The sequence below is a fragment of the Longimonas haloalkaliphila genome (assembly GCF_055379825.1).
In genome coordinates this window covers 2,384,201-2,410,408 of record NZ_AP043948.1, presented here as the reverse complement: position 1 = coordinate 2,410,408, position 26,208 = coordinate 2,384,201, and the positions used below count along the sequence as shown (strand labels likewise).

Below are 26,208 nucleotides of genomic sequence, written 5' to 3'. Positions count from 1 at the left end.
CTGCGGATGGGTCGTCTGATGATACCGTTCATCCGCCAGATGCCCTCATATCTGTCGGTACTACCGAGTCCGGGCCATCTGCGGACGCCCCTCTTGTACATACCTCGGTTGATGCGTCAACTAATCTCCTTGATGTGTATCTCACGCGCTATGAGCGCGCTGAGACGCGCCGGGCGTATGAAAACGACCTCGTGCAATTTTTCGGGACCGACGATGTGCAGCTTCCGCTCGCCCGAAAAGCAACCTTCATGCACGTAAATCGTCATCTTCGCGAACTTGAGCAGGATGACCGCAAAGCCTCAACGATCCAGCGGCGTGTTTCCGCCATCCGCGGCTTCTTTGACTGGCTGGTGGCTCTGGAGATCATCTCACGCAATCCAGCCGATGCAGCGCTCATTCGCAAAGTCCGCCGTACCAATGCGAAAGATCGCTCCATCACGTTCCTGTCGCGCGATCAAGCTCAGCAGCTCATCCGCGCTGCCGACGATGCCGGCGAAGCAGCAAAGAGAGATCGTGCATTATTAATGGTCTTATTGCACTGTGTATTGCGTCGCTCTGAAGCCGCTGCTATGGATGTTGAGCACGTGCGGCCACTCGGACACTACTGGGTACTTGACCTTCCTGACACTAAGGGCGGCACCGATCAATATGTTAAGATTCCTGCGCATGTTGTAGAAGCAATCGATGACATGAAGGCGCACTATGGAATTGAGAGTGGTGCGCTCTGGCGGTCATGCAGCAACCGGAACCGAGGCGATCGCATCACGGGCGACGCGATCTACCGGATGGTGCGCCGCACATCCAAGCGAGCTGGACTTGAAGAGATCGGGGCACATGCCCTCCGCCATACCGGATGTACACTCGCTCTTGAAGGCGGTGCTTCTATCGAGCAGGTGAAGAACCACGCCCGTCACAAGGATATCGACACCACGATGGCCTATATTCACCAACGGGATAAGCTGCGTGACAGCGCCGCAGACCGCATCAACCTGTAGGCAGCCTTCTAACCCGAGCGCTATGCCGTCTACTGCAAACAAGTCCCTGCTCCCTTTTCCTATCATCGCAGACAGGATTCGGGACGAGATGGACGTTCCTCACTTAGCGATAGGCAAGTATGTCGAACTGGTTTGCCGTGTAGATGAGTCTATTTTCGCGTAGCATCTCATACCGGGCAGACCACCACCTGTCGAGTGCCCCATCAGCTACAACACCACTTTCTTTGGCCTCATCGTACACAAATGCCAGAATAGATTGCAAGGCGTATGCCTCATCGCCTGAGTATACTTGTTTAGAAGGCCCTATCCCCCAGTCGGATGCACGAAACATGACAGATAAACCGAGTTCGTTTGCCCATCTCACAACTTCGTGTGATGGATATTGACCTGTATTTAAATTTGTTTTTTCTTGTATTGACTGATGATAGTTTTTAATTATAGATTTTTCTATTGACTCAATATCTCCGGGAGCTCTCGGGGCAAATCGGGTTGCCATTGCAAAAGTTAGAGGAGCATATATAGTTACCTTTTCTTTTGCTATATTCTTTACCTTTTCAAGCATTTTATCAACTGGCATGAGGTCTATCACAGAACGTGCGAGCACAACATCATATTTGATTAATTCTCTTTCTTGACTCACATTTTTGCAGTGATCAAAAAACTCACTTGGTAATATTTTTACGCTTAAATCAGAGTGCTCTTCTATTTGATATACTTTTTTTTCAATGACGGCTCGATTTGCCGGGTTGGGCTCCAGTGCATCATAATGCAGAGCAATGGGCTGCCTACTGAGTGCCTCAATCAACCACTTCATTTGGTCGCCTCGTCCGGCCCCGATTTCAAGAATGCGAATCGGCCGGTCAAGTCTGGAGGCTCGATCGCGAAGCTTATCCAGAAAGACGCGGCGGAGCGTTGGATGCTGTGCCCGCGCACTCACAGGCTGTAGCGCCTTCAGATAGCGCGGGTACTCGAATGTGTGGTCTTTGCGGCGAAATGTACTCATGCGTCGGCAGAAAGAGTAGTGGTATACTGGGCGGCAGCTTCCTGATCTTCCCAGATGCGCACATGCATAGTATGGCACCGAACAAGCGTCTCCTTATCCAAGGAACCCCGAATACCCTCAGCGGCAATCCGTGCGAAGTGCTCCACACTGGGATTGAGTCCGGCAAAAGCCTCTATCTCGTTTAAGGTCTTATCAGAAAAACGATCTTTAATACTATCTATTGCATTCTTAACATCATCGATATCGCAGACATATCCCCATTTATTCAGGTCTTTTGACTCTAATATAACTTCCATCTCAAAGTGATGAGAGTGCCATTTATTCTCCGGACCACAGTTTGGAACAGTTAGATAGTGCTGTGCAATAAAGTTGTCTTTAACAGTAAGTGTATACATATTTATTTATTATAAGTAAGTATAGTTGGGTTAGCGAATGAAGAAGATTGTAGTTGTGCATAGACAGATGGGGCCTCTCGGAATGAGACGCGATCTACGCTGTCGTTTGATGGAGCAAGCGTTTCGCTCAACTGAATAGCGGTTTGAAGCTGGCGCGGCTTTGACCACCGCGTCCTGCGTCGCGCAGGAATCGTGCTAACTGGCGTAGCAGCTATCGTGAGCCGCTTTCGGTGAAACGTTGCTCCGAGGTCGAGCGTTACGGACTTCGTGCCGTACCATGACCCGAGTACAACCCGGGTCTCTTGGCCGGATGCGTCGAGTGCCCGCTGCAGCATGTCTGGCACACCGCTCAACTCGATGATCACGTCTGGGCCGTTGGTCCATGCGTCTGGAAGCACGTCGCTGCTGAAAGCATCCGATGTGCACCGGCGGACCGTATCCCCCAGATGTGGATGACTATCGAGGGGGGCAGGATGATCTACCGCCAGCAGGTCGAGGGCGGGAATCTGCTGCAGCATGCGAGCAACGAGTGTGCCCACCAGCCCCACACCGATGAGAATGACGCGCGCCCCCGGGCCTATCCGCGCGTCCCACACAATGCTAAGCGCTGTCTCTACATTTGGTATAAACGTAGCATCGTGTGTCTCTGTTGAGTCTGGCAACTCGTACAAGGCATCAGCGCTTACGGTATGGTGCGTAGCGTGGGGCAAAAACCCAAAAACACGTTTGCCGACGGTCGCGGCGGGTACACCTGGCCCGCGGCCGGTTACGCGTCCTACACAGCAATATCCGTATGTACGGGGGTAGGAAAACGACGAGCCGCCGGCGGTCGTGTCAGTAAGCGACGCATCGATGTTGCCGTTCAACACGAGGCGCTCGGTGCCTGCACTAATAAGAGATGCAAGGGTCGTTACCCGTACTTCCCCTTTCTTCGGCTCTTCAAGTGGCTCTTCGGCCAGGCGCGTCGTGCCATCGCCATTAAAAAGAAGAACTGTTCTACGCATCTTCCCACACCGGATCTGCGAACAGCACAATGTCTTCGCCCGCCCATTGGTACGTTACGTTTGTTAGGTTGGCTGCATGCAACGACTGATCCAGTGCCGACGCGCTGCCAGAGTTGCTCGTGCTGCCATTGGTGCGTCTGTCGAACGGACCAATACCTGCCAGATACATCGGTGCGAGCGTCACAATGAGCTTCTGGGCATGCTGTCCTTGAAGCACATGTTGAATTACGGTAGCGCCTCCTTCGACCATAATTGAAGCGATGCCTCGCTCCCAGGCGTTTCGTCGCACCGCTTGCAACGACACCCCTCCCGGCCCGGGAGGAACAGGTTCCACGACTGCGCCAGCATTTTCAAGCGTCTGAATGCGCTCCTCATCAGAGGAAGTCGTATAGATGAGTGGCTTAGGATCGGACTGCAGCAGCTGCGCATCTACAGGGCAACGCAAGTTCGTATCCAATATGATAGGCCTCGGGTCACGGCCGGGCACGCGCCGCACGGTGAGACGTGGATCGTCAGAAAGCACGGTTCCGATGCCCACAAGAATACCGTCGTGGACAGATCGCACCTTGTGGGTCAGGTCCATCGAAGCGGCGTCGCTAATGCGAACGGGCTCACAGGCGGCCCCCGCAATGGCCCCGTTGAGGCTCTGTGCGTAGCTGAGCGTGATAAACGCCTGTTGATGTGCTTCCGCATAGTGACGGGCTTGCTGCCTGAGGCTCTGCAGGTCTGCGCTGTGCGGATTCGCGTAGCCATCGCCGCCTGATGGATGGGTATCCATCTGCAGCATGTGGCGCATCCGCTCCACTTTGGTTTCGAGGTATGAAGAGTTGTGCCGGTTTAGATGCGGTTCAATCGGCACCCGTTCGGTAACGTCCACGTCATACTCACGCAGGCTCTCGATCTTGGCAGGGTTGTTCGTAATGAGGCGGACTGATTCGATGTCAAGATCTTGAATCATGAGTGCACCCACAGTGTAGTCGCGCTCGTCAGGCTCATGACCAAGCATCAGATTCGCCTCGACCGTGTCGTACCCCTCGTCTTGAAGGTTGTATGCGCGCAGCTTGTCATGCAGCCCAATGCCCCGCCCCTCCTGGCGCAGGTAGAGGATAACCCCCTGCCCCGCCTCAGCAATCATGCGCATCGATGTATTGAGCTGCTCGCCACAGTCGCACCGTAGCGACCCGAGCACGTCACCCGTAAAGCACTCAGAGTGGATCCGAACGAGCACATCTTCGGCTCCCTCCACATCTCCATAGACCACCGCAAGGTGGTCCTTGTCATCAAGGTCGTTCTCATAGAGCACCAGAGAGAACGTGCCATCAACCGTGGGGATGCGAGCCGTTGTCAGGCGCTGAACCGAAGCAGCATTCATACAGCGTGTAATACGTGAATCGTTAAGGGTGATACGTGTAACCGTTGTGTGTAAAGCGTGCAGTGGCACTTTAATGAGCATATGAATGAGCATATGCGTATAGCTCAACGTGTGAGAAACACACTGCGCGAACCAAAGCCAAAGCGTATGACTATGAGTATCCGTACGACATAGCAACCCACCTGTGCCCGGGGATGTTACGTGCCGTCTTCGAAGCGCTCCCAACTATGTTGTAACGCGCGACCCTGTTTGCTCATTCTCCATCACTGGTCTCTACTTCTGTTTGTGGACTCTGTAACACGCTCAGACGCCTTCACCCCTCTTCTCATGAATGCCCTGTATACCGGGTACGCACGTGGTCTGAATGCCGACATTCGAGCTGCGCAGGCGGTTGGTGGCACCCCGCTCTCCCTGTGCACGGCTCATATCGTGGCAAGTCACAACACCGTGACCGACGTACTCAACGTACCTTCAGATACGGTGCATGCCCAGTTGGAGCACCTCCTTTCTTCGGACACCCCCGATACGGTGACCCCAAACGCAGCCAAAATTGGTATCGTTGGATCGACACCTTCGGTGCGTGCTGTTGCCCGCTTGCTCGAGAACGACACGTTCAGTGGCCCCACGGTGTTAGACGTAACGCTGAGCGGACCCAGTGGCGAAGACATCGCGGAGCCCAGCACAATCGAGTCGCTCACCAACATCATGAACCGTGTATCGCTCGTGACCGTGCGCTTGCGGGATGCTGAGCTCCTTGCCAGCATGGAAATTCCAACACTCGACGATGCCCAGGTAGCCGTGCAGCGCATTAGTCAGCAGGGGGCTGCTGCCGTGCTGCTTCGGTGTGGGCGTCTACCCACCCACTTCTTTGAACGCGAGGGCGAGCCGCCAAACTTTGCGCTCGACCTCTTGTGGTACGAAGACGAGATGGCGCTCTTTGAAGCTCCTTTCGTAGAGACAAACGCAACGATCAGCGGACGATCGAGTGCCTATCTTGTTGACCTGCTCGCCCGCCTGCATCGAGGCATACCGCTGACAGATGCCATTCAAGCATCGAAGCGCCGTATGGCTGATACCTTGAACGCCATTAAAAGCGTATCTGAAGAGCACGCCTCTGTGAGATTTTTCGACGTGTTTAGTCAGCACGAAAGTGCCTCCGTCTCCTCATGATAGATGGGTCACGAACGGGTTGTGCAAGCGGTTCCGAACGCTTACCTTCCTGATACGTCTTATAACGTGTTTCGATTTCTTATAGAGACTTGCGTTTGCTTTCGATACGCTTGCAAACCAGATCGCTGTATGAGTACTTGTCAAGTACTTATGCCGTAAAATATCGTATTCCATAGAGGCCAGGCTGTTATATGTTGTTTCGAACCTGTACCCTATGGGCACACGGCCAACCTTTTCCTCGGTGATGTCCTAACAGCTTTATGACTCCTCCCTCAGAATCTGACAAAACGACAATCTACGACGTGGCCGACGCCGCCGGCGTAGCTATCTCAACCGTGTCGCGGGTGCTCAACAACTCGCGCGACGTATCGGATGCCACCCGCGAACGAGTACTCCGCGCAATAGAAGAGCTTCAGTTCCGGCCCAACCGTACGGCAAAGTCGCTCGCCCAACGGGCTACACGTACCATTGCCGTGGCCGTGCCTACCTTCACGACGCCGTTTCACAACGAACTCCTCAAGGGGGTTCGCAGTCGTCTCGATATTGGCGAGGTAGACCTTCTGCTGTGCGACCTGGCCTGGTCCGACCCTGAAGCAACGCTCCGTAACTTCTTGGCCCGTGGGGCAATGGACGCCCTTCTTCTTACCGGACTCCGCTACAATCCGCAGGTGGCCAGCGAACTTCGCGCCCTTGGTGCCCCGGTTGTTATGATCGGGAGCAAATGGGAGAAGATGGACTCGTACTACTGGGAAGATGAGGTCGGCGTTGAGCTTGCCATTCGTCACTTGATTGAGCAGGGCCACCGCAAAATCGGAATGATCACAACACCTCATGATACGCATGTGCGAAACGCACGTGTTCGCGGCTATCGTGATGTGCTCGAAGACACCGGTATTGCCTTCGATAAGTCCCGCGTTGCATGGGGAGAAACCGAAAAGCACGACGGGTTCAGTGAGGAGTCGGGCTACGAAGCGATGCAGAAACTGCTCGATAAGCATCCGGACCTGACCGCTGTCTTTGCCAGTAGCGACGTGCAAGCTGTAGGCGCCTGGCAGGCAATTCGCCATGCTGGGCTCTCGGTTCCTGAAGACTTTGCGCTTGTCGGCTACGACGACATCAAGATCAGCCGGTTTATTGGTCTCTCCAGCGTTGCCCAGAACATGCACGATGTGGGCGAAAAAGCCGCGGAAACGCTTCTGCGCCGCCTGAACCGGGAGGACTTCCCAACGGTGAACGAACAGGTACAGCATGAGCTGCACGTACGCAAGTCCAGCGACCACACCATTTCAGCCTGACTCTCACGCATCCACCCTGTTTCGACATGGACCGTTCTCGTATTGCCAAGCAGCTCCCCCACTGCATTACCGAAACTGACTTTTCGGAGTGGGGCACGCGTTACGAAGGTAAAGTGCGCGACACGTATCGCGACGGCGATGTGCTTACCCTGGTTACTACTGACCGGATTTCGGCCTTCGACCATATCCTGCCCCAGGCTATTCCCTTTAAGGGGCAGGTGTTGAATCAGTTGGCTGCGTTCTTCTTTGAAGAGACAGCAGACGTCTTTCCCAACCATGTACAGGCCGTGCCTGACCCCAATGTGACGATTGGTACTGCCTGTACGCCCATCCCCATTGAGTTTGTCGTACGTGGATACCTGGCTGGCCACGCCTGGCGCGTCTACCGTGACGGACAGCGCACGCTCTGCGGACAGTCGCTCCCGGACGGGCTCAATGAGGGACAGCAGCTGCCCGCCCCGATCGTGACGCCGGCTACAAAAGCCAAAACCGGACACGACGAGGACATCACGCCTGACGAAGCAGTGTCGCGTGGTCTCGTTGATGCAAGAACATATGACGCGCTTGAAGAGGCAGCCCTCAACGTGTTTGAGCGGGGAACCGAGATCGCAGCCGAGCGCGGCCTTATTCTTGTCGATACGAAATATGAGTTTGGGAGCGCACCAGACGGTACGCTGCGGCTTATCGACGAGGTGCACACCCCGGATAGCTCCCGCTACTACGAAGCGGATGGCTATGAAGCCCGTCTCGAAAAAGACGAACCACAGAAGCAACTCTCGAAAGAGTTCGTGCGGGAGTGGCTTATGGACCAGGGCTTTCAGGGACGAGATGGCGACACCATGCCAGACTTACCCGACTCATTTCGGATAGATATTGCAGCCCGGTACATCGATCTGTACGAGCGGCTTACAGGCCACACATTTGAGGCTGAGGTGCATCGCGCTCCTGAGCAACGGATTGCCGAGAGTGTGCAGGCCTTCCGCCAAGCGGTGTAGTATTCAAGGCCCAACGATCATACGGCAGCGATGTCCTCAGCCCCGTGTGTAGCCATGCAACTCTGGGGCCCTCCAGCCACACCAGAGTTGCGAAACAGAAATTAGTTACATGATAGATGCGATCCACCCGCATCGAAGAGAGTATGCTGACTTCGCACGTGTTCAGGATACGTGTTCAGGATACGTGTTCAGGATACGTGTTCAGGATACGTGTTCAGGATACGTGTTCAGGATACGTGTTCAGGGGGGCTCTGTCTTACTATGAACGTACAACGTTAAGTAACGGACAGCTTAACCAAACATGCAACCGTTTATAGTAACGAATGCAAAAATATGCGGTCGTGTGGGGCTACCAGTCCATCCCGAGCGCCTTTCCGCTCTCTCCTATCTTCCCTCCCATCCTTAAAGAGACATCAACGTCTCTTTGATTGCATCGAAATCGGGCTGCTTACCTGCATTATCGAGCACCTCGGCGTACCGTATAATGCCGTCAGCATCCACGATAAACGCGGAGCGCTTTGCGATGCGATCCAGCTTCATTGGAGTGAAGTCGTTGTCGTACTTTGCACTGTATGAGGCTGCAATGTCTGCGTCGTGATCGCTGAGCAGGTCGAACTGAAGGTTGTTCACCTTGCGGTACTCATCCAGTACGAAAGGGGAATCGGTTGAAATGCCGACCACCGTTACCCCATCGTCTACGCCATAGGCGCTAAGGTCGTTGTTCACCGCGTTCATCTCGTTGGTGCAGACGCTCGTGAATGCGCCGGGAAAGAACAGCAGTACAACAGGACCGTCCTGGTCCGAAAGCGTAAAGGGCTCGATGTCTTGCGTGAAAGCCGTAAAGTCGGGAGCCGGATCTCCTACTGAGGGTGTTGTCATAATCGTCGGATGCGGGGATTAAAGTCTACGTAAAACGAATAACCCGTACGGGGTCGATGCGCGAGGCGACGCGCGCCGGAATGTAAGCCGCTACGAGGCAAAGAACAAATGCTATTCCTGTTACAAGTAGCACATCGGTCATACTGAGCGCCATAGGAGCTGTGTCCATGTAGTATGCTTCCGCAGGCAACGGAATAACCCCGTACGTCTGCTGTATCCACCCGGTGCCGACGGCAACTGTTGTGCCCAGCACACTGCCTACGAATCCAATAACAGCACCCAGCACCAGGAAAACACGTTGAACACCCCGTGCTGAAAGCCCCATACTCATCAAAACGCCGATCTCACGGGTCTTTTCAAGCATCATCATAAGCAGTGTGCCTACGATGTTAAAGGCCGCAACGATGACAATAATGCTAATGACCAGCGGTACAATATTCTGCTGCAGATTAATCCATGCGAAAAGGCCAGCGTACTGCTGGTAGACAGTCCGCACTGCAGCCGGGAACGACAGCTCTTCGCTTAGGGCGCGAGCAGTGGGCTCGATATCTTCGACGCGGTGTAGCATCACCTCAAACCGCGACACCTGGTTATCCGGGTACTCCAGGAAGCGACGTGCCTCCTCAAGCGGCAGGAAGAGAAACGTATCGTCGATGAAGTCAAGCGAGGTTGCGTACGTGGCTGCGACGGGGTACTGCTGCACGCGGGGCTGCAGGTGCGCTGCTGAGGTACTGTTGCGTTCAAGTGCAAACAGCGTAAGGCGATCCTCCGGGGCCATCTCGAAACGCGACGCGATGGAGCGGCTCACAAGTATCCCATTGCCACTTAGGAAACCGCCTGGGTCGTCGCCACGCTGTCCCACAGCGCTTGCTTGGTGTGCGGTCGTGCGCACCAGTTCGGGCAAAGCATCGGTGCCAATGAGCACCAGGCCTTCGATCGAGCGCGGGCCGGCGCGTGCGATCACAACCTCCTCTATGACGGCACGAACCTCGCGGACGGCCTCCTGAGCGCGAATCTGGCTACGAATGGTTTCTGCGTCTTCGAGGGGCGCATCCATGTAGCTTACAACGCTAAGATGAGCTCCCGTGTCCATCAACTTGCCCTCAATCTCCTGGCTGAAGCCCCGCACAATGCCGAGCGCCAGAATGAGTGCAGCTACGCCCACCGTTACGCCTCCCACGGCTACATACGTGATGAACCGAACAAACGCCCGCCCCTCACGCTGTCCTTCAGCACGGCGGAAGTACCGCAGAGCCAGAAACCATTCCAGTCGCATACAGGCAGCGTTGATAAGTAAAATTAATTAATGCAGTTCTCCGTACCCGCTCCCTCCCACGCTGTTCACAGCATCTGCCGAACTTGCCGTCAAACCAATAGGTTGAGATTTATGCGGAAGTCTATTCTGCAGGTTGTGCCTATGGGAGCGCTTTCATAGCTTACATTGAGGCGTCGAACTCGCCCACCGAGAGGCGCTCGGGCTCCCGCCTGCTTTGCTTGCTACATCACCCTATATCCTGAACAGAACCCGATCCCGTTACATGCAAAACGCCATCAGCACGCCCCCGCAGCCAAGCAATGAACCCACGCTTTCATACGGCCCGGGTACGCCCGAGCGCGCCTCCATTCGCGCCGAACTGGAGCGCCTGCGTAGCCGCACCGTTGAGATCCCCGCGTATATCGGTGGCGAAGCCGTAAAAACGGGACGTACAAGCCGCGTAACCGTCCCCCACGATCATCAGCACGAGCTCGGTGCCGTACACCAGTGCGGGGCCGACGAGGTGAGTCGTGCTATTGCTGCCGCTGCCGAGGCAAAAGCCGAGTGGGCTGCGATGGACTGGAGCGACCGTGCGGCGATCTTTCTTCGCGCTGCCGATCTCATTGCGGGGCCGTGGCGCGACACGCTGAACGCTGCTACCATGCTCGGGCAGGGAAAGAACGTCTACCAGGCCGAGATCGACGCTGCCTGCGAGCTCATCGACTTCCTCCGCTTCAACGTCCACTATGCCGACCAGATCTACCGGGAGCAGCCCGACAACAGCCCCGGCGTGTGGAACCAGATGCAATATCGCCCGCTTGAGGGCTTCGTGCTGGCTATTACGCCATTCAACTTTACCGCTATTCAAGGCAACCTGCCCACGGCCCCGGCGCTGATGGGGAACACCGTGCTCTGGAAGCCGGCCTCCCGCTCTATCTATTCGGCCTACTTCCTCTACCAGATTCTCGAAGAAGCCGGCATGCCTGCAGGTGTAATCAACATGCTGCCGGCTGACGATGGAGCCGATGTTGGCACTCCCGCCATGGCATCGCCCGACTTCGCCGGGCTCCACTTTACCGGGTCGAAGGCAACGTTCGATCATCTGTGGAAAACCGTGGGCCAGAACCTGGATACGTACCGGTCGTACCCGGTCATCGTAGGCGAAACCGGCGGCAAAGACTTTATCGTGGCGCATCCCTCGGCCAACCCGACTCAGACCGCCACAGCAATCGTGCGGGGCAGCTTCGAGTACCAGGGACAGAAATGCTCAGCATCGTCGCGCATCTACCTCCCCACTTCTCTCTGGCCTGCTATTAAGGACGAGCTGGCCGAGCAGATTGAAAGTCTGCAGGTAGGTTCACCCGAGGACCTCACCAACTTCGTGAACGCGGTGATCGACCAGCGCGCCTTTGACGAGATTACCGGCTACATCGACCGTGCCACCGCATCCGACAACGCAGAGATTCTGTTTGGCGGCACCTACGACGACCGCACCGGCTACTTCATTGACCCGACCGTAATCAAGGTAACCGACCCGCACTACGAGTCGATGGAGGAGGAAATCTTCGGCCCCGTCACCACTATCTATGTCTATGACGATAAGGCCTATGAGGAAACCCTCGACCTGATCGACACGACCTCGCCCTACGCCCTTACCGGTGCCGTTTTCGCACGCGACCGCGCCGCTATTCGTCTCACGATGGACCGCCTGGAGCAGTCCGCCGGCAACTTCTACATCAACGACAAACCTACGGGGGCTGTTGTGGGGCAGCAGCCCTTTGGCGGCGCGCGCAAGTCGGGCACGAACGACAAAGCCGGCTCCGCGCTCAACCTGCAGCGCTGGATCTCGCCGCGGGCTATCAAGGAAAACTTCAATCCGCCCGCGCACTATGCCTACCCCTTCCACCAGCCCGATGCATAGATGCATAGTCCGCAAAGAATAGTCTTAAAGTATAAAGGGATGTGTCAGGCAAGCGCCGGGCACATCCTTTTTTGTTTTTGCGTCGCACTTTTTGTGTCGTATCCGTTGCTGCTGCATCTTTTTACGGGATGCCGATGCCTTTCGCTTTGTGACGAAATAATCGCTATGCCCTCAGCACAGGCTACACAGAGTTCGTAACAGACCTCTCTCCGGTTACGCATCGCGAAAACGTAAGATGGTCACGAATCCAACAGCCGTGTTTTTCGTGCAAGGACAGCCCGTTATCCACTAAAACTCGGTCGTTCTCTTATGCCGCGTACTGCTTCGATCGATGCCCTTGTTACTCTGCTTGATGACCCTGACGCTACCGTACAGGCTGCCGTGCGAAAAGAGCTCGCCACGTGTGGCCCCGACGACCTGGCCGCGCTACGCAGGCACATCCGCTCGCTTGGTGAGGCCGAGCAAGAGGCGTTAATGGACCGTATCCAACCGCTGCATTTCGACATGGTACAGCGCGCCTGGCATGCCGTCCTCGACAGCGACACACCCGACCTTGAACGGGGGGCGTTACTCCTTGCCTGGTATCGCTACCCCGACGCCGACCTACATGGATGCCAGGAGCAGTTGGATGCCATGGCCGTGTCCTTTCAGGAGGCACATCCCGACCTTTCCGGGCATCGTGCCGCTATGGAGCTGGCCGACTACATGGCGCACGAGTTGCACTTTACCGGCAACAAAGACGACTACGAAGACCCTGATAACTCATTCTTGAACCGCGTGCTGAAACGACGTACGGGCATCCCGATTAGTCTGTCGGTTGTTTACCTCCTGCTGGCTGAGCGGGCAGGCATCAAAGCCTACGGGGTAAACCTCCCGCGGCACTTTATCGTAAAGTACCAAGATGACCAGCACGAGATTTTCTTAGATCCGTTTAATAATGGGCAGCCCATGGACCGGGGCGATTGCGTGCGCTTTCTGCTGAAAGCCAACGTGCAGCCGCATCCGCAGCACTTTGCCCCCGCTCCCCCGCGCTCTATCCTGCTTCGCATGGCCCGTAACCTTTTGATGTGGGCCAAGCAGCACGACAACACTCAGATGCAAAATGAACTCGTGCAGCTCATGGCTCCGTATGATCCTTCCATAGAAGCCAGTGAATAGCCTACCGTGACGGCTCCAGCTATCTTTCAGAGCGTAGACCATCCTGGTCGTGCTTCCCCTGCTGGTCTCTACAGCCGGGCTGTGGCACGTCCTACAGGATACCTGATGCTTCCAGTCATGGTTGTAGCACTCATGCAGGCCCTACAGAGCGCTCCGCTCTTTCCAGAGCTGTATGCGGCCGCCGGAGCTGTGCTCATCGTTGCCAGTAGCTGGACCCACTTTCAGCTCGGGCGCACCGTAGTTGAGATTCGGATACGGGGGCATCGGATTGCGATGCGCTCAGCGCTCGACGTGGTCCACGAGCATCCAATTACGTGGCATCCGCTCCTGCGAGCAAAGCAGCAGCGCGACGGCCTGCACATTTACGCCGGCGACCACACATTTCGCATCCACCGCGTAGACTGGCCCGACTATCCTCGCATTCAAACTGCCTTACAGCCCGATGACGCGCCCGAGCAAGCCCGATCGTGCCCGTATTGAGTCGGAGTCCGGATCTTCCTCCCTGTCATCAGAGGACTCATCTTCCCCTGGCAACTACTGGGATTATTGTCCCAACTGCGGATCGCAGCTTCATAACGAACGCTGCAAACGGCACTGCCCCAACTGCTTCTACTTTATGTCGTGCTCAGACTTTGACTAAGAGCCTGTTTGGGTTTTGGTTTGCAGTCCAGCGCCGCCGCTCGGAGCCCAAATTAAGAAATCAAAACAGGTTCTAAGACCCTCTGAGGCTCTCGTCGCACTATTTGATTGCGGGACCGTACGCGCACGCCGTCTTTCCAGCTCATTTCGAGGGTGAACAATGACGCTCCCGTCGAGCTCCAGTCCCGCCTTTGCAGCGGCCAGCCGGGCGCTTGCTTTCTGTGCGCATCCGGCTATCGCGGATTGGCGCAGCCAGAGCGCTGAGCAGGGCCAGTGTGTTGCGAGCGGCTACGGCATCGCCTGCCGTCCATCGTGCCCGGTGCAGCGTACCGGCCGTTGGGGCCATCACTATGTAAAGGAAGCTCTCGGGCCGGAAGGCGACCGCGAGGTAGCAGGCGACTGGTGCTGTGCACAGCAAAACCCTGTGTATTTTGCTTGTATGCGGACCTGTGGGGTTTACGCGGCTCCGCGTAGTGCATACATTAGACCTTGTTGTTCTTGTGCTCACGAATCCCTCATCTGCATGAAGCGTTCTGTACGTCTTCCGGGGTTACACCCTGCCCCCGACTTTTCTTTTCGCGATGGCCAACTCTCATTTCTTCGTAAGCTGGCTGCTGCCTACGAACGGGGCGAGCGTCACCATCTGGGCGTGTTTGTGCCGGGCTACGGGAAGACGCTGATTGCGCTGGCTTCTTTCTGTGTGGCCCGTGCCATGGGCGTGTGCGATCAGCTGGTGGTGTTCGTGCCGCGCGGCAACCTGCGCGACCAGTACGCCGACCCGCAGGAGCTGGCGAAGATGCTGCAGTGGATTGGCGGGCCTCGCCTCCCCTTCTCGGTGGCTGACTCGGATGCAGTGTTTCTCAAGAACCGTGACATTCCGATTGTGATTGCCACATACCAGTATGCGTGCGGATCGAGTGGCAATCAGGCCCTGCAGAAGTACTGCAATCGAGGCGATACGCTCTTTGTGCTCGACGAAATCCACCATCTGCCGCAGGAAAGCGCATGGTCGGATGCGGTGGATAACCTGTCGCACGAAGCGCTGATTGGCCTTTCGGGAACGCCCATCCGCAGCGATGGGGAACCGCTCTTTGGCGTGCCGCACGACACCATTTCGCACGACGACGGCACCGAATCGACGTTCTACCGCGCGCTGCACGAAGTTTCGCTGCGCGACGCCCATGCTGAAGGTGAGATTCTGAAGCGGGTGGAGGCGCACGTGGTCGACTATGCTATTACGATGCAAGAAGAGCACTCTGGCGAAACCGTTGAATGCACGCTCGCTGAGCTCAAGAACGATGTTTCGTCTGACACCGCGACGCTTGATCGCTACTTTGCGCGTCGTAACCTGCGCTTTCACGATGTTTACCTCGACACCTTGATTGGCCCGGCCGTGGGACGGTTGCAGTCGAAGCGAGCACAGCATCGGGGCAAACACGGCGCTGCCGTCCGTAACCACCAGATGCTCGTCATCTGTATGAGTAACCGGCATGCTGCTGATGTGCTCGACTTTATGCGGCGGCGCTACGGCTGGCTATCGGTGACACGTATCGGGCAGGACGTGCCGCCACAGGAGCGTGAAGAGCGGCTGGATGCGTACCGCAATGGGGACGTCGACGTGATGGTACAGGTGGACATGATCGGTGAGGGCACTGATATCAAGTCAATCAGCGTGATTGCGAAGCTTGACCTGGTGAGTGCGCGCTCGAAGTGTCTGCAGCAGATCTTTCGAGGGATGCGCTACTTTGCACCCTGGTCGGAGAAAGCGAACGTATGCGATGTATTTACTTCAGGCGACTTGGGGCTGTCGGATACGCTCAACTGGATGACGCGTGAGGTGCAGGAAGGGATACGTACACGCAAGGAAACTGGCAACCGCACTGCCCCTGAGAAGACGACGGAGGACAGCGACCGCAGCGGCTGGTCGATGCAGCGCGTGAGCGAGGGTTCGTTTGAGACGCACCGCGTCGAGATGGAGGGGTCGGGGCGCCTGCGTGTGCGCAGTGAGTCATTCAACGGAAGCCGCTCGGCGCGTCCGAATGGGGCTGGTATGGACATCAAAGCCCGTGAGGAAGAGCTCCGCAAGGAGTGCAGTGAACTGGCCTCCTCTCTCGCTTACCTGCTACAGGATCGGGGCAAATCGATTCATATCCGAGACGTACATCAGAAGGCCAAGGAGCGCTTTCGGGTGAAGCAGGCAGATATGAGCATTCAGCAGCTCGAGAAGAAAAAGAAGTGGCTAAAGCGCTGCACACAGATGAAGCGGCTATTTTAGCTGCCGGGTGTTCGTAGATGGCCCTGAGACCTCACATCCGGTACCAATTTTCTGAATCAGTAACTTCAAAGGTAAGAGATTCTAGTAAGGCGCTTTGTTCTCCCCTTTCATGAGCATCTCCATTGAAGGGACAATGGGAGATTTGTCTGCTTAAGCTATTATATTTGTGATTCAGATTATTGTGACCCTTACTGCTAATTCTGGTTTGTGTATCTTACTCTCTGAAATGTACAAACCAGGATACTATCTTGACTATTTGTTTTTTTGCAATAACGGATTTTTATATTGAAGATAGAGGATACCGGGGTGCGTTATGGTAATAGTTCGCTTCTACCCTGGTGCGGAGTATCTTGACTTTTGCGGTAGCAGACATCTTTTTTAAGAGCCGCATTGCTGATCGGTAGATGTGTCTCCTGTAGCCTGCTCCTTCTCCAAATATGAAAGACCTACAAGGTGCTCTCATGAGCTCTCAGAAGAGTGCACCTCTGATAGACTGATAGCTGATTTGTGTATCTCAATTGTGTGGGTGATGCACGAATCAGCTCTCGGAAAAACATAAATTACATTGCAATAACGGATATCAAGCAGCCGCTGCTTCAACCCACTCAATTGACTCGTCAGGGGCCGTTCCCAGCAGCGTGGACTCAATCTGCTTGCGAGCTGGCCACAAGCACGCTTTCTCCTCTTTCCCCCACCGTATAAAGTGCGCACGGCATTCGCAGTCGGAGCTTCCCAGCCCTTTCTCAGGAACAGACGCACTGTCGGTGGCCAGCAATGCACGCGCCCACTGGCACTCGCGCTTCGTATCCGTATAGCTCACCCATACGCCCTGCAGACAACAGGCTTTGCGTATGTAGTCAATATGCCAGTGAAGCCCATGGTCGGTGCGGGCATGGCGTCGTACCCGGGCTGCCACTCCCCCCGGTCCAAAGGCACTGCCTACATAGAGATAAGACCCTCGGTGAAGCAGCACATCGCCCTTCGCTCCCACCTGAACCCGCTTTTTGTGCTCGATCGTAAGACAGAGAACGTACGTCCCCTGCTCGTCCCGAAGCGATGACGCAGCGTCCCGCGAGGTTACATCGTGTGAATCAGCGTTGTCTCGCAAGCTGGTCTCTGGCATGGAACACAAGGTGGGCTTTCTGCAGGCGGCGCGCTTACTTTTTGGACATTACTTCCAGTTCCTTTTCAGAGATCATCTCACGTGTACGCGCCACACCATCTTTCTGCGCGGCCTCGTACACGGCTGTAGCTACACGGTCAACCACGGTGCTGTCAAACACACTCGGAACGATATAGTCGGCTGTAAGGCTCTCTTCCTTGATCGTGTTCGCTATAGCATAGGCCGCTGCCAACTTCATATTATCGGTGATGTCGGTTGCCCGGCACTCCAGCGCACCCTTAAACATCCCCGGAAAACACAGCACATTGTTGATCTGGTTCGGGTAGTCGCTTCGCCCGGTTGCCATCACCGCCACATGCGGGTAAGCCTTCTCGGGGCGAATCTCCGGCTCCGGGTTTGCCATCGCAAACACAATTGGGTCGTCGGCCATCCGGTGCAGGTCGTCTACGTCGATCACGTTGGGACCAGATAGTCCAATGAAGACATCCGCGTCTTTCATTACCTCTTCCAGCGGCCCTGAAATATTGTGGGGATTCGTCTGGGCAGCGTATGCACGCTTCGCCGGATTCAGGTCGGTACGGTCACGCGTGACCGCGCCCTGGCGATCGACACCGATGATGTTCTCGATGCCCATGTTCTGCAGCATATGCGTGACCGCCGTGCCGGCTGCGCCGGTACCGACAAGCACCACTTTCAGCGACTCAGGCGTTTTGTCGACGATCTTGAGTGCGTTGATCAGTGCAGCCACCGCTACAACCGCTGTTCCATGCTGATCGTCGTGAAATACGGGAATGTCAAGCCGCTCTCGGAGGCGATCTTCAATCTCGAAGCAGCGGGGAGCGCCAATGTCTTCCAAGTTAATCGCCCCGAAGACTGGTGCCATGCGTACCACTGTTTCAACGATCTCGTCGACGTCGATCGTATCGAGGCAGATGGGAAAGCCGTTAACACCTGCGAACTCCTTCAAAAGCTGCGCCTTCCCTTCCATGACGGGGATAGCCGCCTCTGGACCGATATTCCCCAATCCCAACACAGCCGTGCCGTCCGACACAACAGCAACTGTGTTGCTCTTGATCGTAAGGCGGTGCGCATCGTCGGGTTTGTCGTGGATCGCGCTGCATACGCGAGCAACGCCCGGCGTGTATGCCATCGAGAGCTGGTCGCGTGTGCGCAGCGGCACTTTGCTGCTTACTTCAATCTTCCCCCCGAGATGCAAAAGGAAAGTCCGGTCGGATACGTCAACGACACGCACGCCTTTGATCGACTCAAGATGGACGATGATCTGGCGTGCATGGTCGTCGCTTCGCGTGTTGATCGTGATGTCACGCACGAGCACGGTTTCACGGGCGCGCACAATATCGATCGCCCCGATGTTGCCTCCGTTGGCTCCGATTGCTGAGGTCACCTCAGCCAACATACCCGGCTTATTCTCAAGGGCAATCCGTGCCGTAATCGAGTTACTGGCGGTCGGCGTATGTTCTTCTGCGTGCATAAAATAAAAAAGTTATAAGGTGGGATAGCGGATGTACCGCATTATAACAGGACAAGAAGTATCTTCTTCAGCAGGACACAACAGAAAGGGGCAGCTCCCACAGGAAGCTGCCCCCTACTGTTTGGTGTTCTACGTAATGCGCTATGCGTTGTCGATCTCGTCGAGCGCATCTTCGAGGTCTTCGGCGTACGCGGGACCGATGCCATCGATTTCTTCGAAGTCATCGTAGTCACGCAGCTCAGCCAGCGAGTTTACGCCAGACGACTTCAGACGCTCCGCATGCGGGAAGTCAGCCGGAAATCCAGCTTCTTCGTCGAATGCTTCTTCGTCTTCGTGCGCTTCTTCAGGGGCCTCTTCGGGCGCTTCGGCGGCGTCTTCATCTTCCGAAGCAGCCTCCACTTCTTCTGCGATCTCAGCTTCGCGAGCCGCAGCCTGTTCGGCAGCCTGCATCTCGCGCTTCAGATCGCCCAGGCCACTGAGTTCGCCCAACGTAGTCGGTCCGGATGTCGGATCGTCGCTTCCGCCCGACGAGGACGTCTCGGTCTTCTCGGTGTACTGGTCGACAGCTTGACGGCGCTCTTGCTTCTCGCGGCGCTCTTCTTGGCGCTCGCGACGCTTCTCGGCCTGGCGCTCTTGGCGCTCCTTGGCCGTTTCGCTGAGCACGATGTCTTTGCGGCTCTTGTCGAACCGGATGACGCGCAGCTCAAGCTCGTCGCCTTCAAAGTAATGGTTCTGGAAGTCGCGCGGGCCGTTCTTGAGCTCGCTGCCTGGCACGAACGCTTCCACGTCGAGCGGCAGTTCGACCACGAGGCCTTTGTCTTCCACGCGAACGACTTCGCCCTCCGTGTCGGTGCCTTCATCGTAGGCGCTTTCAAACTGATCCCACGGATTCGTCTTCACCTGCTTGTGTCCAAGCGAGATGCGGCGGCGGTCTTCGTCAATGTTTAGGATCTGCACATCCATGTCCTGGCCCTTCTTGACCATATCGCCCGGATGGCGGACCTTCTTCGTCCACGACAGGTCGCTGATGTGGACCAGCCCGTCGATGCCCGGCTCAATTTCGACGAAAACGCCGAAGTTGGTGATGTTGCGTACGGTACCGGTGAGCACCGTTCCGGCCGGGTAGCGATCGCTGATGCCGTCCCATGGGTCGGGCTCCAGCTGCTTCATACCGAGGGAGATTTTCTTATCCTCCTCGTCAATGTTGAGGATCTTAACCTCAACAAGCTGCCCGAGCGAGACCATCTGGCTGGGATGGTTGATGTGGCGTGTCCACGACATTTCGCTAATGTGGACCAGCCCCTCAATGCCTTTCTCCAGCTCTACAAAGGCGCCGTAGTTAGTGATCGAGACGACCTTGCCTTCGACCGTTTCGCCTTCGTCGTACTTCTCGCCAATGTTGTCCCACGGATGTGGCTGAAGCTGCTTCAGACCCAGCGAGATGCGCTGGCGCTCTTCTTCGTAGTCGAGGACAACAACCTGAATTTCCTGATCAAGCTCAACTACCTCACTTGGGTGCGACACGCGCCCCCATGAGAGATCGGTGATGTGGAGGAGTCCGTCAACGCCGCCAAGGTCGATGAAGACCCCGAAGTCGACGATGTTCTTCACGGTACCCTGCAGGACCTGTCCCACTTCGAGCTGCGACAAAATCTGCTGGCGCTGCTCTTCGAGCTCTTCCTGAATCAGTTCGCGGTGCGAGACCACGATGTTCTCGTTCGACGGATTGAGCTTCACAATCTTGAACTCCATCCGCTTCTCCAGATACGCATCGAAGTCGCGTACCGGACGCACATCGATCTGCGAACCAGGAAGGAACGCTTCGAGTCCATCGAAGAGCTCCACGATCATACCGCCCTTAATGCGGCTGATGATCGTACCCTCGATGATCTCTTCGTTCTCATAGATCTCCTCAATGCGCTGCCAGCGGCGTACCTTGTCGGCTTTCTCTTTCGAGAGCACCAGCTGACCTTCGCGGTCTTCTTTGTGGTCGAGGTAGACCTCAACGGTGTCGCCGCGCTGAATCGACTTGCCAAACTCGTCGCGCGACACGATACCGTCGCTCTTGTAGCCGATATCGATCACGACATGATCTTCCGTGACCTTCAGCACACGCCCCTGCACGATGTCTTGCTCACGCACATCAATACTGGTGCGATCAACCAGCTCTCGGAACTGGTCATACACCGGGTCGGCCGTTTGCGAACGCTCGTACTCTTCAAGTTCGTCGAGCGATATCGTGCGCCCAACAACCTGTCCGGTAAAGCCCTGGTTTTCCTCGGTCCGCTCCAACTCGTCGAGCGACATGGTCAGCCCGGGGGCATCGACCTGTGTCGCATCAAAGTCAAAATCGTCGCTGGTCGGCATGCCGATCTCATCTCCGGCTGACTTTACCGCTTCCGCCAACAGGCGGTCAACGTGTTCCGGAGGAGGATCCCGTTCTTCAACTTCTTCGGCAACGGCTTCTTCGTCCGCACCTTCGTCATCATCTTCTGCTTCAGCGGTATCCGCTTCGGCAGAAGATACGGGTTCATCGGCAGCATCGGGAAGGGCGTCAGCCGATGTCGGATCGGCAGCAGCCGTTTCGGCTACCGCTTTTTCCTCTTCGGCTTCAACGGCTTCCTCAACAGCTTCTTGGGACTCGGGGGCTTCTTGGGATGGTGCTTGCTTTTCTTGTTCGGCCATATAGGTTGGGAAACGAGGAGTAATTGCTTTACGATACTGCAGCCCGTACTTATTCGGGGGCACTTCGGCACATAAAGCGGGTGTGAGCTGGGTCAGCGGGCCAACACGGTGAAAAATTACGAATAAGGGTGTGCCGGCCGCAGGCGAATCGCTGACATCTCCCAAACACCCTATAATATCGTCAAAACACATTATAGAGGTGCTTCGCAGGGCATTTCGCCATGTGCGTCCGGAAAACGGTCTAATGGGATGCGGAGACGTCCGTTCCCGCTTTTGTGCGCTCAATCAGCGCTTCAATCGCTTCCACCTGTTCTTCGAATGAAAGTGACGTCGTATCCAGCACGACAGCGTCGTCGGGGCGTCGTAGCGGAGCCAGGTCGCGCGTGCGGTCTTTCTCGTCGCGGGCGCGGATCTCTTCACGCACGTCTTCGAACGAAGCTGACGTCTGCTGTTCCTCATATTCTTGCATCCGGCGCCGCGCTCGTTCTTCGAGACTTGCATGCATGTAGATTTTGAGGTCGGCTCCCGGAAACACCACCGTACCCGTGTCTCGGCCATCCGCCACAACTCCGCCTCGGCTGCGGCTCCACCGCGTCGCGATATCGCGCTGCAGCGGAAGGAGCGCCGCGCGCACCGCCGCAAGCGCCGCCACCTGGCTGGCCATGTCTCCCACGCGCGAGGTGCGGATAGCATCGCTTACGTCGCGGTCGCCAATCAGCACGCGCAGGGTGTCCGACGCACTAAAACGCAGGTCGATAGAGCAGTCGCTCAGCAGCGCGTCCGCGTTCTCGTTGGTAGGAGACGCCCCGGCCTCTACAAAAACAAGCGCAACAGCCCGGTACAACGCCCCGGTATCCAAGTAGCGAAAATCAAGACGCTCGGCAACTTCCTTGGCTGTGCTGCTCTTTCCGGCGCCAGCAGGCCCATCAATAGTGACAATCATATACAGTTTTTTGCAATAACGGATTACAGTGTGCTTATCGGGCCGTGCGTCCCACATCGCTGTGCACGATGGTGATCGGCTCGCCGTAGCGCATCGGTCCCAACGGAGTGCGAATCGTGGGGTCGGCGGTAAACCGCACGTTCGTAGGCGGCCCCTCACCCGCCACCGACAGCGCCAGCCCCACAAGGTCGCTAACGCCCCCATCGAAGAAGTCGATCAGGTTCAGTTCTACCGGAAACCGGATATCGGTTGGCACGCCAGGCTGAAGCACCGTCTCTTCCTGAAACGCCCCGGCGATGGTCTCCCGATCGTTCAGGAAAAGCGTCCAGTCGAGCTCGGTAAGACGCGCACTTACAGAGTTATCATCCGGGTTCGTACCCTCGATCACGACTGCAAAGGAGAGCGGCAGTTCGCCCCGGCGCACCGCGTTCCCCAGGTTTAGCAGCTGCACGGGACCCAGGTCGTCAACGCTCTGCACCCGGTTCAGGTCGATGCCCGCCAGGCGCGCGTCGGTCACGCGGTCGAGCCGAAAGTCAACGTTGCGCAACTGGGCCACCTCGCGCAGGGTCTGGCACGCCGTAAGCGTCGTGGCCATTATTACCAGCAACAGCGCACCCACAAGGGCACGGAGCCGCGTATCCACAAATAACGAACGCATGGTCAAGAACAATCTGAAGAAAAAGAATACGAAACGGACGAATCAGGGCCTGCGTAGGTGGATGTACAGTATGTGCATAACGTATATATGCACAATGGCAATGTGACACTGTGCCCCATGCTGTGCCATATGCTACTTTCACTACACGCTGTTTTGCCACGCTGTTTTACGGAGCCCGCTGGTATAGTCTTGGTGTAGTCGTTGTCACACCACCTATGCTACTGTACCACCTTCTATGCTATACCAGCTATACTATACCGACCATCGGGCGTACAGTGTCCGCCAGCGTACCCACACCGGTCACGGGTTCGTCCTCTCCTGCCTCAATGTGTAAGATTTCGACGATATGCGCAAACTTGCTTGGGATGAAATCGACCGCCCGGCCCCGGGCGAACTCGAATCCCTGCCCCGCCATCCGGTCGTCGTGATCGCACACAACCTGCGCTCTATCTACAACGTCGGCTCTATCTTCCGTACCAGCGATGCCGCTCGCATCGAGCACCTGTACCTGACGGGCTACACGGGCACCCCGGCCCACAAAGACATGCAGAAAACGGCACTCGGCGCGCAGGATCTGGTGCCGTGGTCGCACCACGACGACGGAAACGCCCTCGTCCGGCGCTTGCAGTCCGACGGGTATACCCTCGCTGCGCTGGAGCTGACCGATGCCTCGCAGCCCCCTGCTTCGATGGGCGCACCCGATTTCCCGCTCGCGCTTGTTCTTGGCAACGAAGTGCACGGCGTAGACCCCGACCTGCTCGCCTGCTGCGACCTGGCGCTGGAGCTGCCGCAGTACGGAGCCAAGCAGTCGCTCAACGTGGCGGTCGCCTACGGCATCGCCATCTACGACCTCGTCCGCCGCTACCGCTCACTCGCCTCCCCTACCCCGGCATGACCGACGCTTCCCCACTCACGTTCGACTTCCCGCCTACCCCCGACGCCGCGTGGCTCGACCAGCTGCGTAGCGATCTTGGGAATGACTTTGAGGATCAGCTTACCTGGCAGCCTCTCGAAGGCATCGACCTGCGCGCGTTCTACCGACGCGCTTCCACGGAACCGCTTCCGCACGTGGACCGGTCTGCTCACAGCGACCGGCTTCGCACTGCTTCCAACGACTGGACCATCGCTCAGCGGCTTCCGCTGGATGCGCCCAACCTGCTCGAACGCATCGAGAAGGCGTTGGACGGCGGCGCAGAGCGTATCGTCGCGCACGCTTCGCCGCAGGCTGTTCAGGGGGCGATTCAGGGGGATGCGCACGCCCCCCTCCTGTCGTCCCTTCGCGACGGCCTTGCTGCGGCAGACGCTAACGGTGCCGCGCTGTATCTCGATGGCGGCCCCTCGGCGCTGGCCCTGGCAGCCCAACTCCGCGCCGAAGGCCTTGCGCCCCTTCTCTACGTAGATCCACCCATGCAGAAGGCCTTTGCGAGCTGGTCGCCCGCTGCCGCCTCTGCCTACACCGACTATCACGCACCGGGCCCGGGGCCCGGCCCGCTCGTCGTGGATGCCCGCCTGCCCCACCGGGCCGGCCTTCCCCTCGTCGATGAGCTGGCACTGGCGCTTGCCAGTGCGTCGGAAGCGCTCGCCCAGCGGGGCGCAGCCGCACTCGACCAGACGCCGCGCGTGCTTGTGCAAGTCGACACCTCCTACTTCCTGGAGATCGCCAAGCTGCGGGCGCTCCGCCTGCTCCTCCCTCAGGTTTTCGCCGCCTACGCCGACCTCCACGATGCCGACGCGTCGCTCGCTCCCGCCCAGGTGCAGCTGTACGCCGAAACCTCGTCACGCTCGCACACCCTCTTCGACCCGCATGCGAACCTGCTTCGCGCTGCCACACAGGGCGCTGCAGCCGTCATCGGCGGTGCCAACCAGCTCGTTGTAGCGCCTTTCCGGCGCGACGACCACAACGAGACCGCGAATGCCGATCGGCTGGCGCGCAACACGCAGCTTATCCTGAAGCACGAAGCGCACCTGCACCGTGTCGCCGATCCGGCTGCCGGCGCATACTACCTCGAACACGCCACCGACCGCCTTGCCCACGCTGCCTGGTCTCGCTTCCAGTCGATCGAGGAGCAGGGGGGACTCACCCAGTGGGCCGCCACCGGAGCCCTCGCCGACGCCGCTCGTCAGGCGCGAAACACGCGGCGCGAGCGCATCGCCCACCGCCGCGACGTACTTGTGGGCACAAACCACTACCCGGACCCGGATGCCCCGGTTGCGCCTCCCGAAGACAGCTCCTCTGCCGATGCCAGCCGGGTCTTTGGCATCGACCCGCCCGAGTGGGCCTGCCTGCTGCGCCGCTCCGACCCGTACGACGCACTGCGCCTGCGCATCCAACAGCTCGACGAACGCCCACGCGTGCTGGTCTGCCCCGTTGGAACGCCCTCCATGCGGAGCGCGCGCGCCACCTTCGCCCGCAACATCGTCGGCTGTCTCGGCGTGGCGCTTATCGAGCCGCTTGGCTACGACACGGTCGGCGAGGCCCTCGCAGCGGTCGAGGAGCATGCGCCCGATGCCGTGGTCTGGTGCGCCGACGACGACACCCTCGCCGATCTCTTGCAGCAGGCTCCCACCGGCCGCCTCGACGCCGTTATGCTGGCCGCCGCCCCGCCACACGCACTCCCCGACGACGGAGCCGTTGACCTCCTGCTTCACCGCCGGGCCCCAACGCTGCAGCGTCTCACGTCGCTCACCGATGCGCTGGTGAAACGGGCCCGCTAAGAGCCTGTTTGGGTTTTGGTTTGCAGGCGAGAGCGAGCGCCGCTCGGAGCCCAAATTAAGAAATCAAAACAGGTTCTAAGACCTGCAAGCGAATACCTACACCCTGCCCGTACTCTACGCGGGATTGGCGAAAGATGTAGCGGTAGCAGCTTAATGGAAGGTGGTATTCACGTGAGCACCACCACCGCAGGCGCTCCCGCACAGCACAAGGCACGTTTGGGCCTGCTGTCGGTATA

Annotated in this window: 21 protein-coding genes; 10 read left to right on the top strand and 11 right to left on the bottom strand. The window is 57.3% G+C overall.

Going from position 1 to position 26,208, the window contains the following annotated elements; genetic code table 11:
- Positions 1-134: 134 nt before the first annotated feature.
- Positions 135-995: a tyrosine-type recombinase/integrase gene (locus ACZ48V_RS09430; protein WP_464538511.1), complete on the top strand. Its 861-nt coding sequence runs from the start codon at positions 135-137 to the stop codon at positions 993-995.
- 103 nt (positions 996-1,098) lie between these two features.
- On the opposite strand, the gene ACZ48V_RS09425 is transcribed toward ACZ48V_RS09430, so the two are convergent.
- From ACZ48V_RS09425 to ribA, 4 genes are read right to left on the bottom strand one after another with little or no spacing between them, the layout of a single operon-like run.
- The gene (locus ACZ48V_RS09425) at positions 1,099-1,998 is read right to left on the bottom strand and encodes a class I SAM-dependent methyltransferase (protein ID WP_464538509.1); all 900 of its coding nucleotides are present in this window, start codon (positions 1,996-1,998) and stop codon (positions 1,099-1,101) included.
- Entirely contained in the window at positions 1,995-2,393 is a 399-nt protein-coding gene (locus ACZ48V_RS09420; protein ID WP_464538507.1) for a 6-pyruvoyl trahydropterin synthase family protein, read from the bottom strand. The genes ACZ48V_RS09425 and ACZ48V_RS09420 overlap by 4 nt, the downstream gene beginning before the upstream one ends.
- A 2-nt stretch (positions 2,394-2,395) precedes the next feature.
- Positions 2,396-3,397: a zinc-dependent alcohol dehydrogenase gene (locus ACZ48V_RS09415; protein ID WP_464538505.1), complete on the bottom strand. Its 1,002-nt coding sequence runs from the start codon at positions 3,395-3,397 to the stop codon at positions 2,396-2,398.
- Positions 3,390-4,769, bottom strand: coding sequence for a GTP cyclohydrolase II (gene ribA / locus ACZ48V_RS09410; RefSeq protein ID WP_464538503.1), 1,380 nt, complete (start codon positions 4,767-4,769; stop codon positions 3,390-3,392). The genes ACZ48V_RS09415 and ribA overlap by 8 nt, the downstream gene beginning before the upstream one ends.
- Before the next feature lie 327 nt (positions 4,770-5,096).
- Between ribA and ACZ48V_RS09405 the strand changes: the two genes are divergently transcribed.
- The 3 genes from ACZ48V_RS09405 to ACZ48V_RS09395 all read left to right on the top strand — a co-directional run bounded on the left by ACZ48V_RS09405 (position 5,097) and on the right by ACZ48V_RS09395 (position 8,229).
- On the top strand, positions 5,097-5,939 hold the full coding sequence (locus tag ACZ48V_RS09405; protein ID WP_464538501.1) for a bifunctional hydroxymethylpyrimidine kinase/phosphomethylpyrimidine kinase: 843 nt from the start codon (positions 5,097-5,099) through the stop codon (positions 5,937-5,939).
- Positions 5,940-6,199: 260 nt separating this feature from the next.
- Positions 6,200-7,234, top strand: a complete 1,035-nt coding sequence (locus tag ACZ48V_RS09400; protein ID WP_464538499.1) for a LacI family DNA-binding transcriptional regulator — start codon at positions 6,200-6,202, stop codon at positions 7,232-7,234.
- Between the two features lie 26 nt (positions 7,235-7,260).
- Positions 7,261-8,229, top strand: coding sequence for a phosphoribosylaminoimidazolesuccinocarboxamide synthase (locus ACZ48V_RS09395; protein WP_464538497.1), 969 nt, complete (start codon positions 7,261-7,263; stop codon positions 8,227-8,229).
- A gap of 402 nt (positions 8,230-8,631) precedes the next feature.
- On the opposite strand, the gene ACZ48V_RS09390 is transcribed toward ACZ48V_RS09395, so the two are convergent.
- Positions 8,632-9,108, bottom strand: coding sequence for a redoxin domain-containing protein (locus tag ACZ48V_RS09390; RefSeq protein WP_464538495.1), 477 nt, complete (start codon positions 9,106-9,108; stop codon positions 8,632-8,634).
- Between the two features lie 25 nt (positions 9,109-9,133).
- Positions 9,134-10,384, bottom strand: coding sequence for an ABC transporter permease (locus ACZ48V_RS09385; protein ID WP_464538493.1), 1,251 nt, complete (start codon positions 10,382-10,384; stop codon positions 9,134-9,136).
- A 262-nt stretch (positions 10,385-10,646) separates the two neighbouring features.
- Between ACZ48V_RS09385 and pruA the strand changes: the two genes are divergently transcribed.
- From pruA to ACZ48V_RS09365, 4 genes are all read left to right on the top strand, one after another.
- Positions 10,647-12,284, top strand: coding sequence for an L-glutamate gamma-semialdehyde dehydrogenase (gene pruA, locus ACZ48V_RS09380; RefSeq protein ID WP_464538492.1), 1,638 nt, complete (start codon positions 10,647-10,649; stop codon positions 12,282-12,284).
- A 309-nt stretch (positions 12,285-12,593) separates the two neighbouring features.
- Entirely contained in the window at positions 12,594-13,442 is an 849-nt protein-coding gene (locus ACZ48V_RS09375) for a SirB1 family protein (RefSeq protein WP_464538491.1), read from the top strand.
- Between the two features lie 81 nt (positions 13,443-13,523).
- Positions 13,524-13,922, top strand: a complete 399-nt coding sequence (locus ACZ48V_RS09370) for a hypothetical protein (protein ID WP_464538490.1) — start codon at positions 13,524-13,526, stop codon at positions 13,920-13,922.
- Positions 13,923-14,604: 682 nt separating this feature from the next.
- Positions 14,605-16,356: a DEAD/DEAH box helicase gene (locus tag ACZ48V_RS09365; protein ID WP_464538489.1), complete on the top strand. Its 1,752-nt coding sequence runs from the start codon at positions 14,605-14,607 to the stop codon at positions 16,354-16,356.
- 580 nt (positions 16,357-16,936) lie between these two features.
- Here ACZ48V_RS09365 and ACZ48V_RS09360 read toward each other — a convergent pair.
- The 5 genes from ACZ48V_RS09360 to ACZ48V_RS09340 form a co-directional block, all read right to left on the bottom strand.
- Positions 16,937-17,479 (bottom strand): GIY-YIG nuclease family protein, encoded by a 543-nt coding sequence (locus tag ACZ48V_RS09360; protein ID WP_464538488.1) that lies wholly within the window; start codon positions 17,477-17,479, stop codon positions 16,937-16,939.
- 34 nt (positions 17,480-17,513) lie between these two features.
- Positions 17,514-18,971 (bottom strand): NAD-dependent malic enzyme, encoded by a 1,458-nt coding sequence (locus ACZ48V_RS09355; RefSeq protein ID WP_464538487.1) that lies wholly within the window; start codon positions 18,969-18,971, stop codon positions 17,514-17,516.
- Positions 18,972-19,112: 141 nt separating this feature from the next.
- Entirely contained in the window at positions 19,113-21,656 is a 2,544-nt protein-coding gene (gene rpsA, locus ACZ48V_RS09350; RefSeq protein ID WP_464538486.1) for a 30S ribosomal protein S1, read from the bottom strand.
- Between the two features lie 241 nt (positions 21,657-21,897).
- A complete protein-coding gene (gene cmk, locus ACZ48V_RS09345; protein WP_464538485.1) occupies positions 21,898-22,599 on the bottom strand; it encodes a (d)CMP kinase in 702 nt (233 codons plus the stop codon).
- Positions 22,600-22,633: 34 nt separating this feature from the next.
- Positions 22,634-23,257, bottom strand: coding sequence for an LEA type 2 family protein (locus tag ACZ48V_RS09340; protein ID WP_464538484.1), 624 nt, complete (start codon positions 23,255-23,257; stop codon positions 22,634-22,636).
- A gap of 346 nt (positions 23,258-23,603) precedes the next feature.
- On the opposite strand from ACZ48V_RS09340, the gene ACZ48V_RS09335 reads away from it, so the two are divergent.
- Together ACZ48V_RS09335 and ACZ48V_RS09330 are read left to right on the top strand one after the other, a co-directional pair.
- Complete coding sequence (locus ACZ48V_RS09335) at positions 23,604-24,152, top strand: RNA methyltransferase (protein ID WP_464538483.1); 549 nt, start codon at positions 23,604-23,606, stop codon at positions 24,150-24,152.
- Positions 24,149-25,972 carry a methylmalonyl-CoA mutase family protein gene (locus ACZ48V_RS09330; protein WP_464538482.1) on the top strand — a complete coding sequence of 608 codons (1,824 nt, stop codon included), beginning with the start codon at positions 24,149-24,151 and terminating at the stop codon, positions 25,970-25,972. Before ACZ48V_RS09335 ends, ACZ48V_RS09330 begins: the two co-directional genes overlap by 4 nt.
- Positions 25,973-26,208 lie beyond the last annotated feature (236 nt).

Bases quoted from the DNA above. Each gene is read 5' to 3' on its own strand.
- ACZ48V_RS09425 (WP_464538509.1), bottom strand. From the start codon at position 1,998: ATGAGTACATTTCGCCGCAAAGACCACACATTCGAGTACCCGCGCTAT.
- ACZ48V_RS09420 (WP_464538507.1), bottom strand. From the start codon at position 2,393: ATGTATACACTTACTGTTAAAGACAACTTTATTGCACAGCACTATCTA.
- ACZ48V_RS09415 (WP_464538505.1), bottom strand. From the start codon at position 3,397: ATGCGTAGAACAGTTCTTCTTTTTAATGGCGATGGCACGACGCGCCTG.
- ribA (WP_464538503.1), bottom strand. From the start codon at position 4,769: ATGAATGCTGCTTCGGTTCAGCGCCTGACAACGGCTCGCATCCCCACG.
- ACZ48V_RS09405 (WP_464538501.1), top strand. From the start codon at position 5,097: ATGAATGCCCTGTATACCGGGTACGCACGTGGTCTGAATGCCGACATT.
- ACZ48V_RS09400 (WP_464538499.1), top strand. From the start codon at position 6,200: ATGACTCCTCCCTCAGAATCTGACAAAACGACAATCTACGACGTGGCC.
- ACZ48V_RS09395 (WP_464538497.1), top strand. From the start codon at position 7,261: ATGGACCGTTCTCGTATTGCCAAGCAGCTCCCCCACTGCATTACCGAA.
- ACZ48V_RS09390 (WP_464538495.1), bottom strand. From the start codon at position 9,108: ATGACAACACCCTCAGTAGGAGATCCGGCTCCCGACTTTACGGCTTTC.
- ACZ48V_RS09385 (WP_464538493.1), bottom strand. From the start codon at position 10,384: ATGCGACTGGAATGGTTTCTGGCTCTGCGGTACTTCCGCCGTGCTGAA.
- pruA (WP_464538492.1), top strand. From the start codon at position 10,647: ATGCAAAACGCCATCAGCACGCCCCCGCAGCCAAGCAATGAACCCACG.
- ACZ48V_RS09375 (WP_464538491.1), top strand. From the start codon at position 12,594: ATGCCGCGTACTGCTTCGATCGATGCCCTTGTTACTCTGCTTGATGAC.
- ACZ48V_RS09365 (WP_464538489.1), top strand. From the start codon at position 14,605: ATGAAGCGTTCTGTACGTCTTCCGGGGTTACACCCTGCCCCCGACTTT.
- ACZ48V_RS09360 (WP_464538488.1), bottom strand. From the start codon at position 17,479: ATGCCAGAGACCAGCTTGCGAGACAACGCTGATTCACACGATGTAACC.
- ACZ48V_RS09355 (WP_464538487.1), bottom strand. From the start codon at position 18,971: ATGCACGCAGAAGAACATACGCCGACCGCCAGTAACTCGATTACGGCA.
- rpsA (WP_464538486.1), bottom strand. From the start codon at position 21,656: ATGGCCGAACAAGAAAAGCAAGCACCATCCCAAGAAGCCCCCGAGTCC.
- cmk (WP_464538485.1), bottom strand. From the start codon at position 22,599: ATGATTGTCACTATTGATGGGCCTGCTGGCGCCGGAAAGAGCAGCACA.
- ACZ48V_RS09340 (WP_464538484.1), bottom strand. From the start codon at position 23,257: ATGCGTTCGTTATTTGTGGATACGCGGCTCCGTGCCCTTGTGGGTGCG.
- ACZ48V_RS09335 (WP_464538483.1), top strand. From the start codon at position 23,604: ATGCGCAAACTTGCTTGGGATGAAATCGACCGCCCGGCCCCGGGCGAA.
- ACZ48V_RS09330 (WP_464538482.1), top strand. From the start codon at position 24,149: ATGACCGACGCTTCCCCACTCACGTTCGACTTCCCGCCTACCCCCGAC.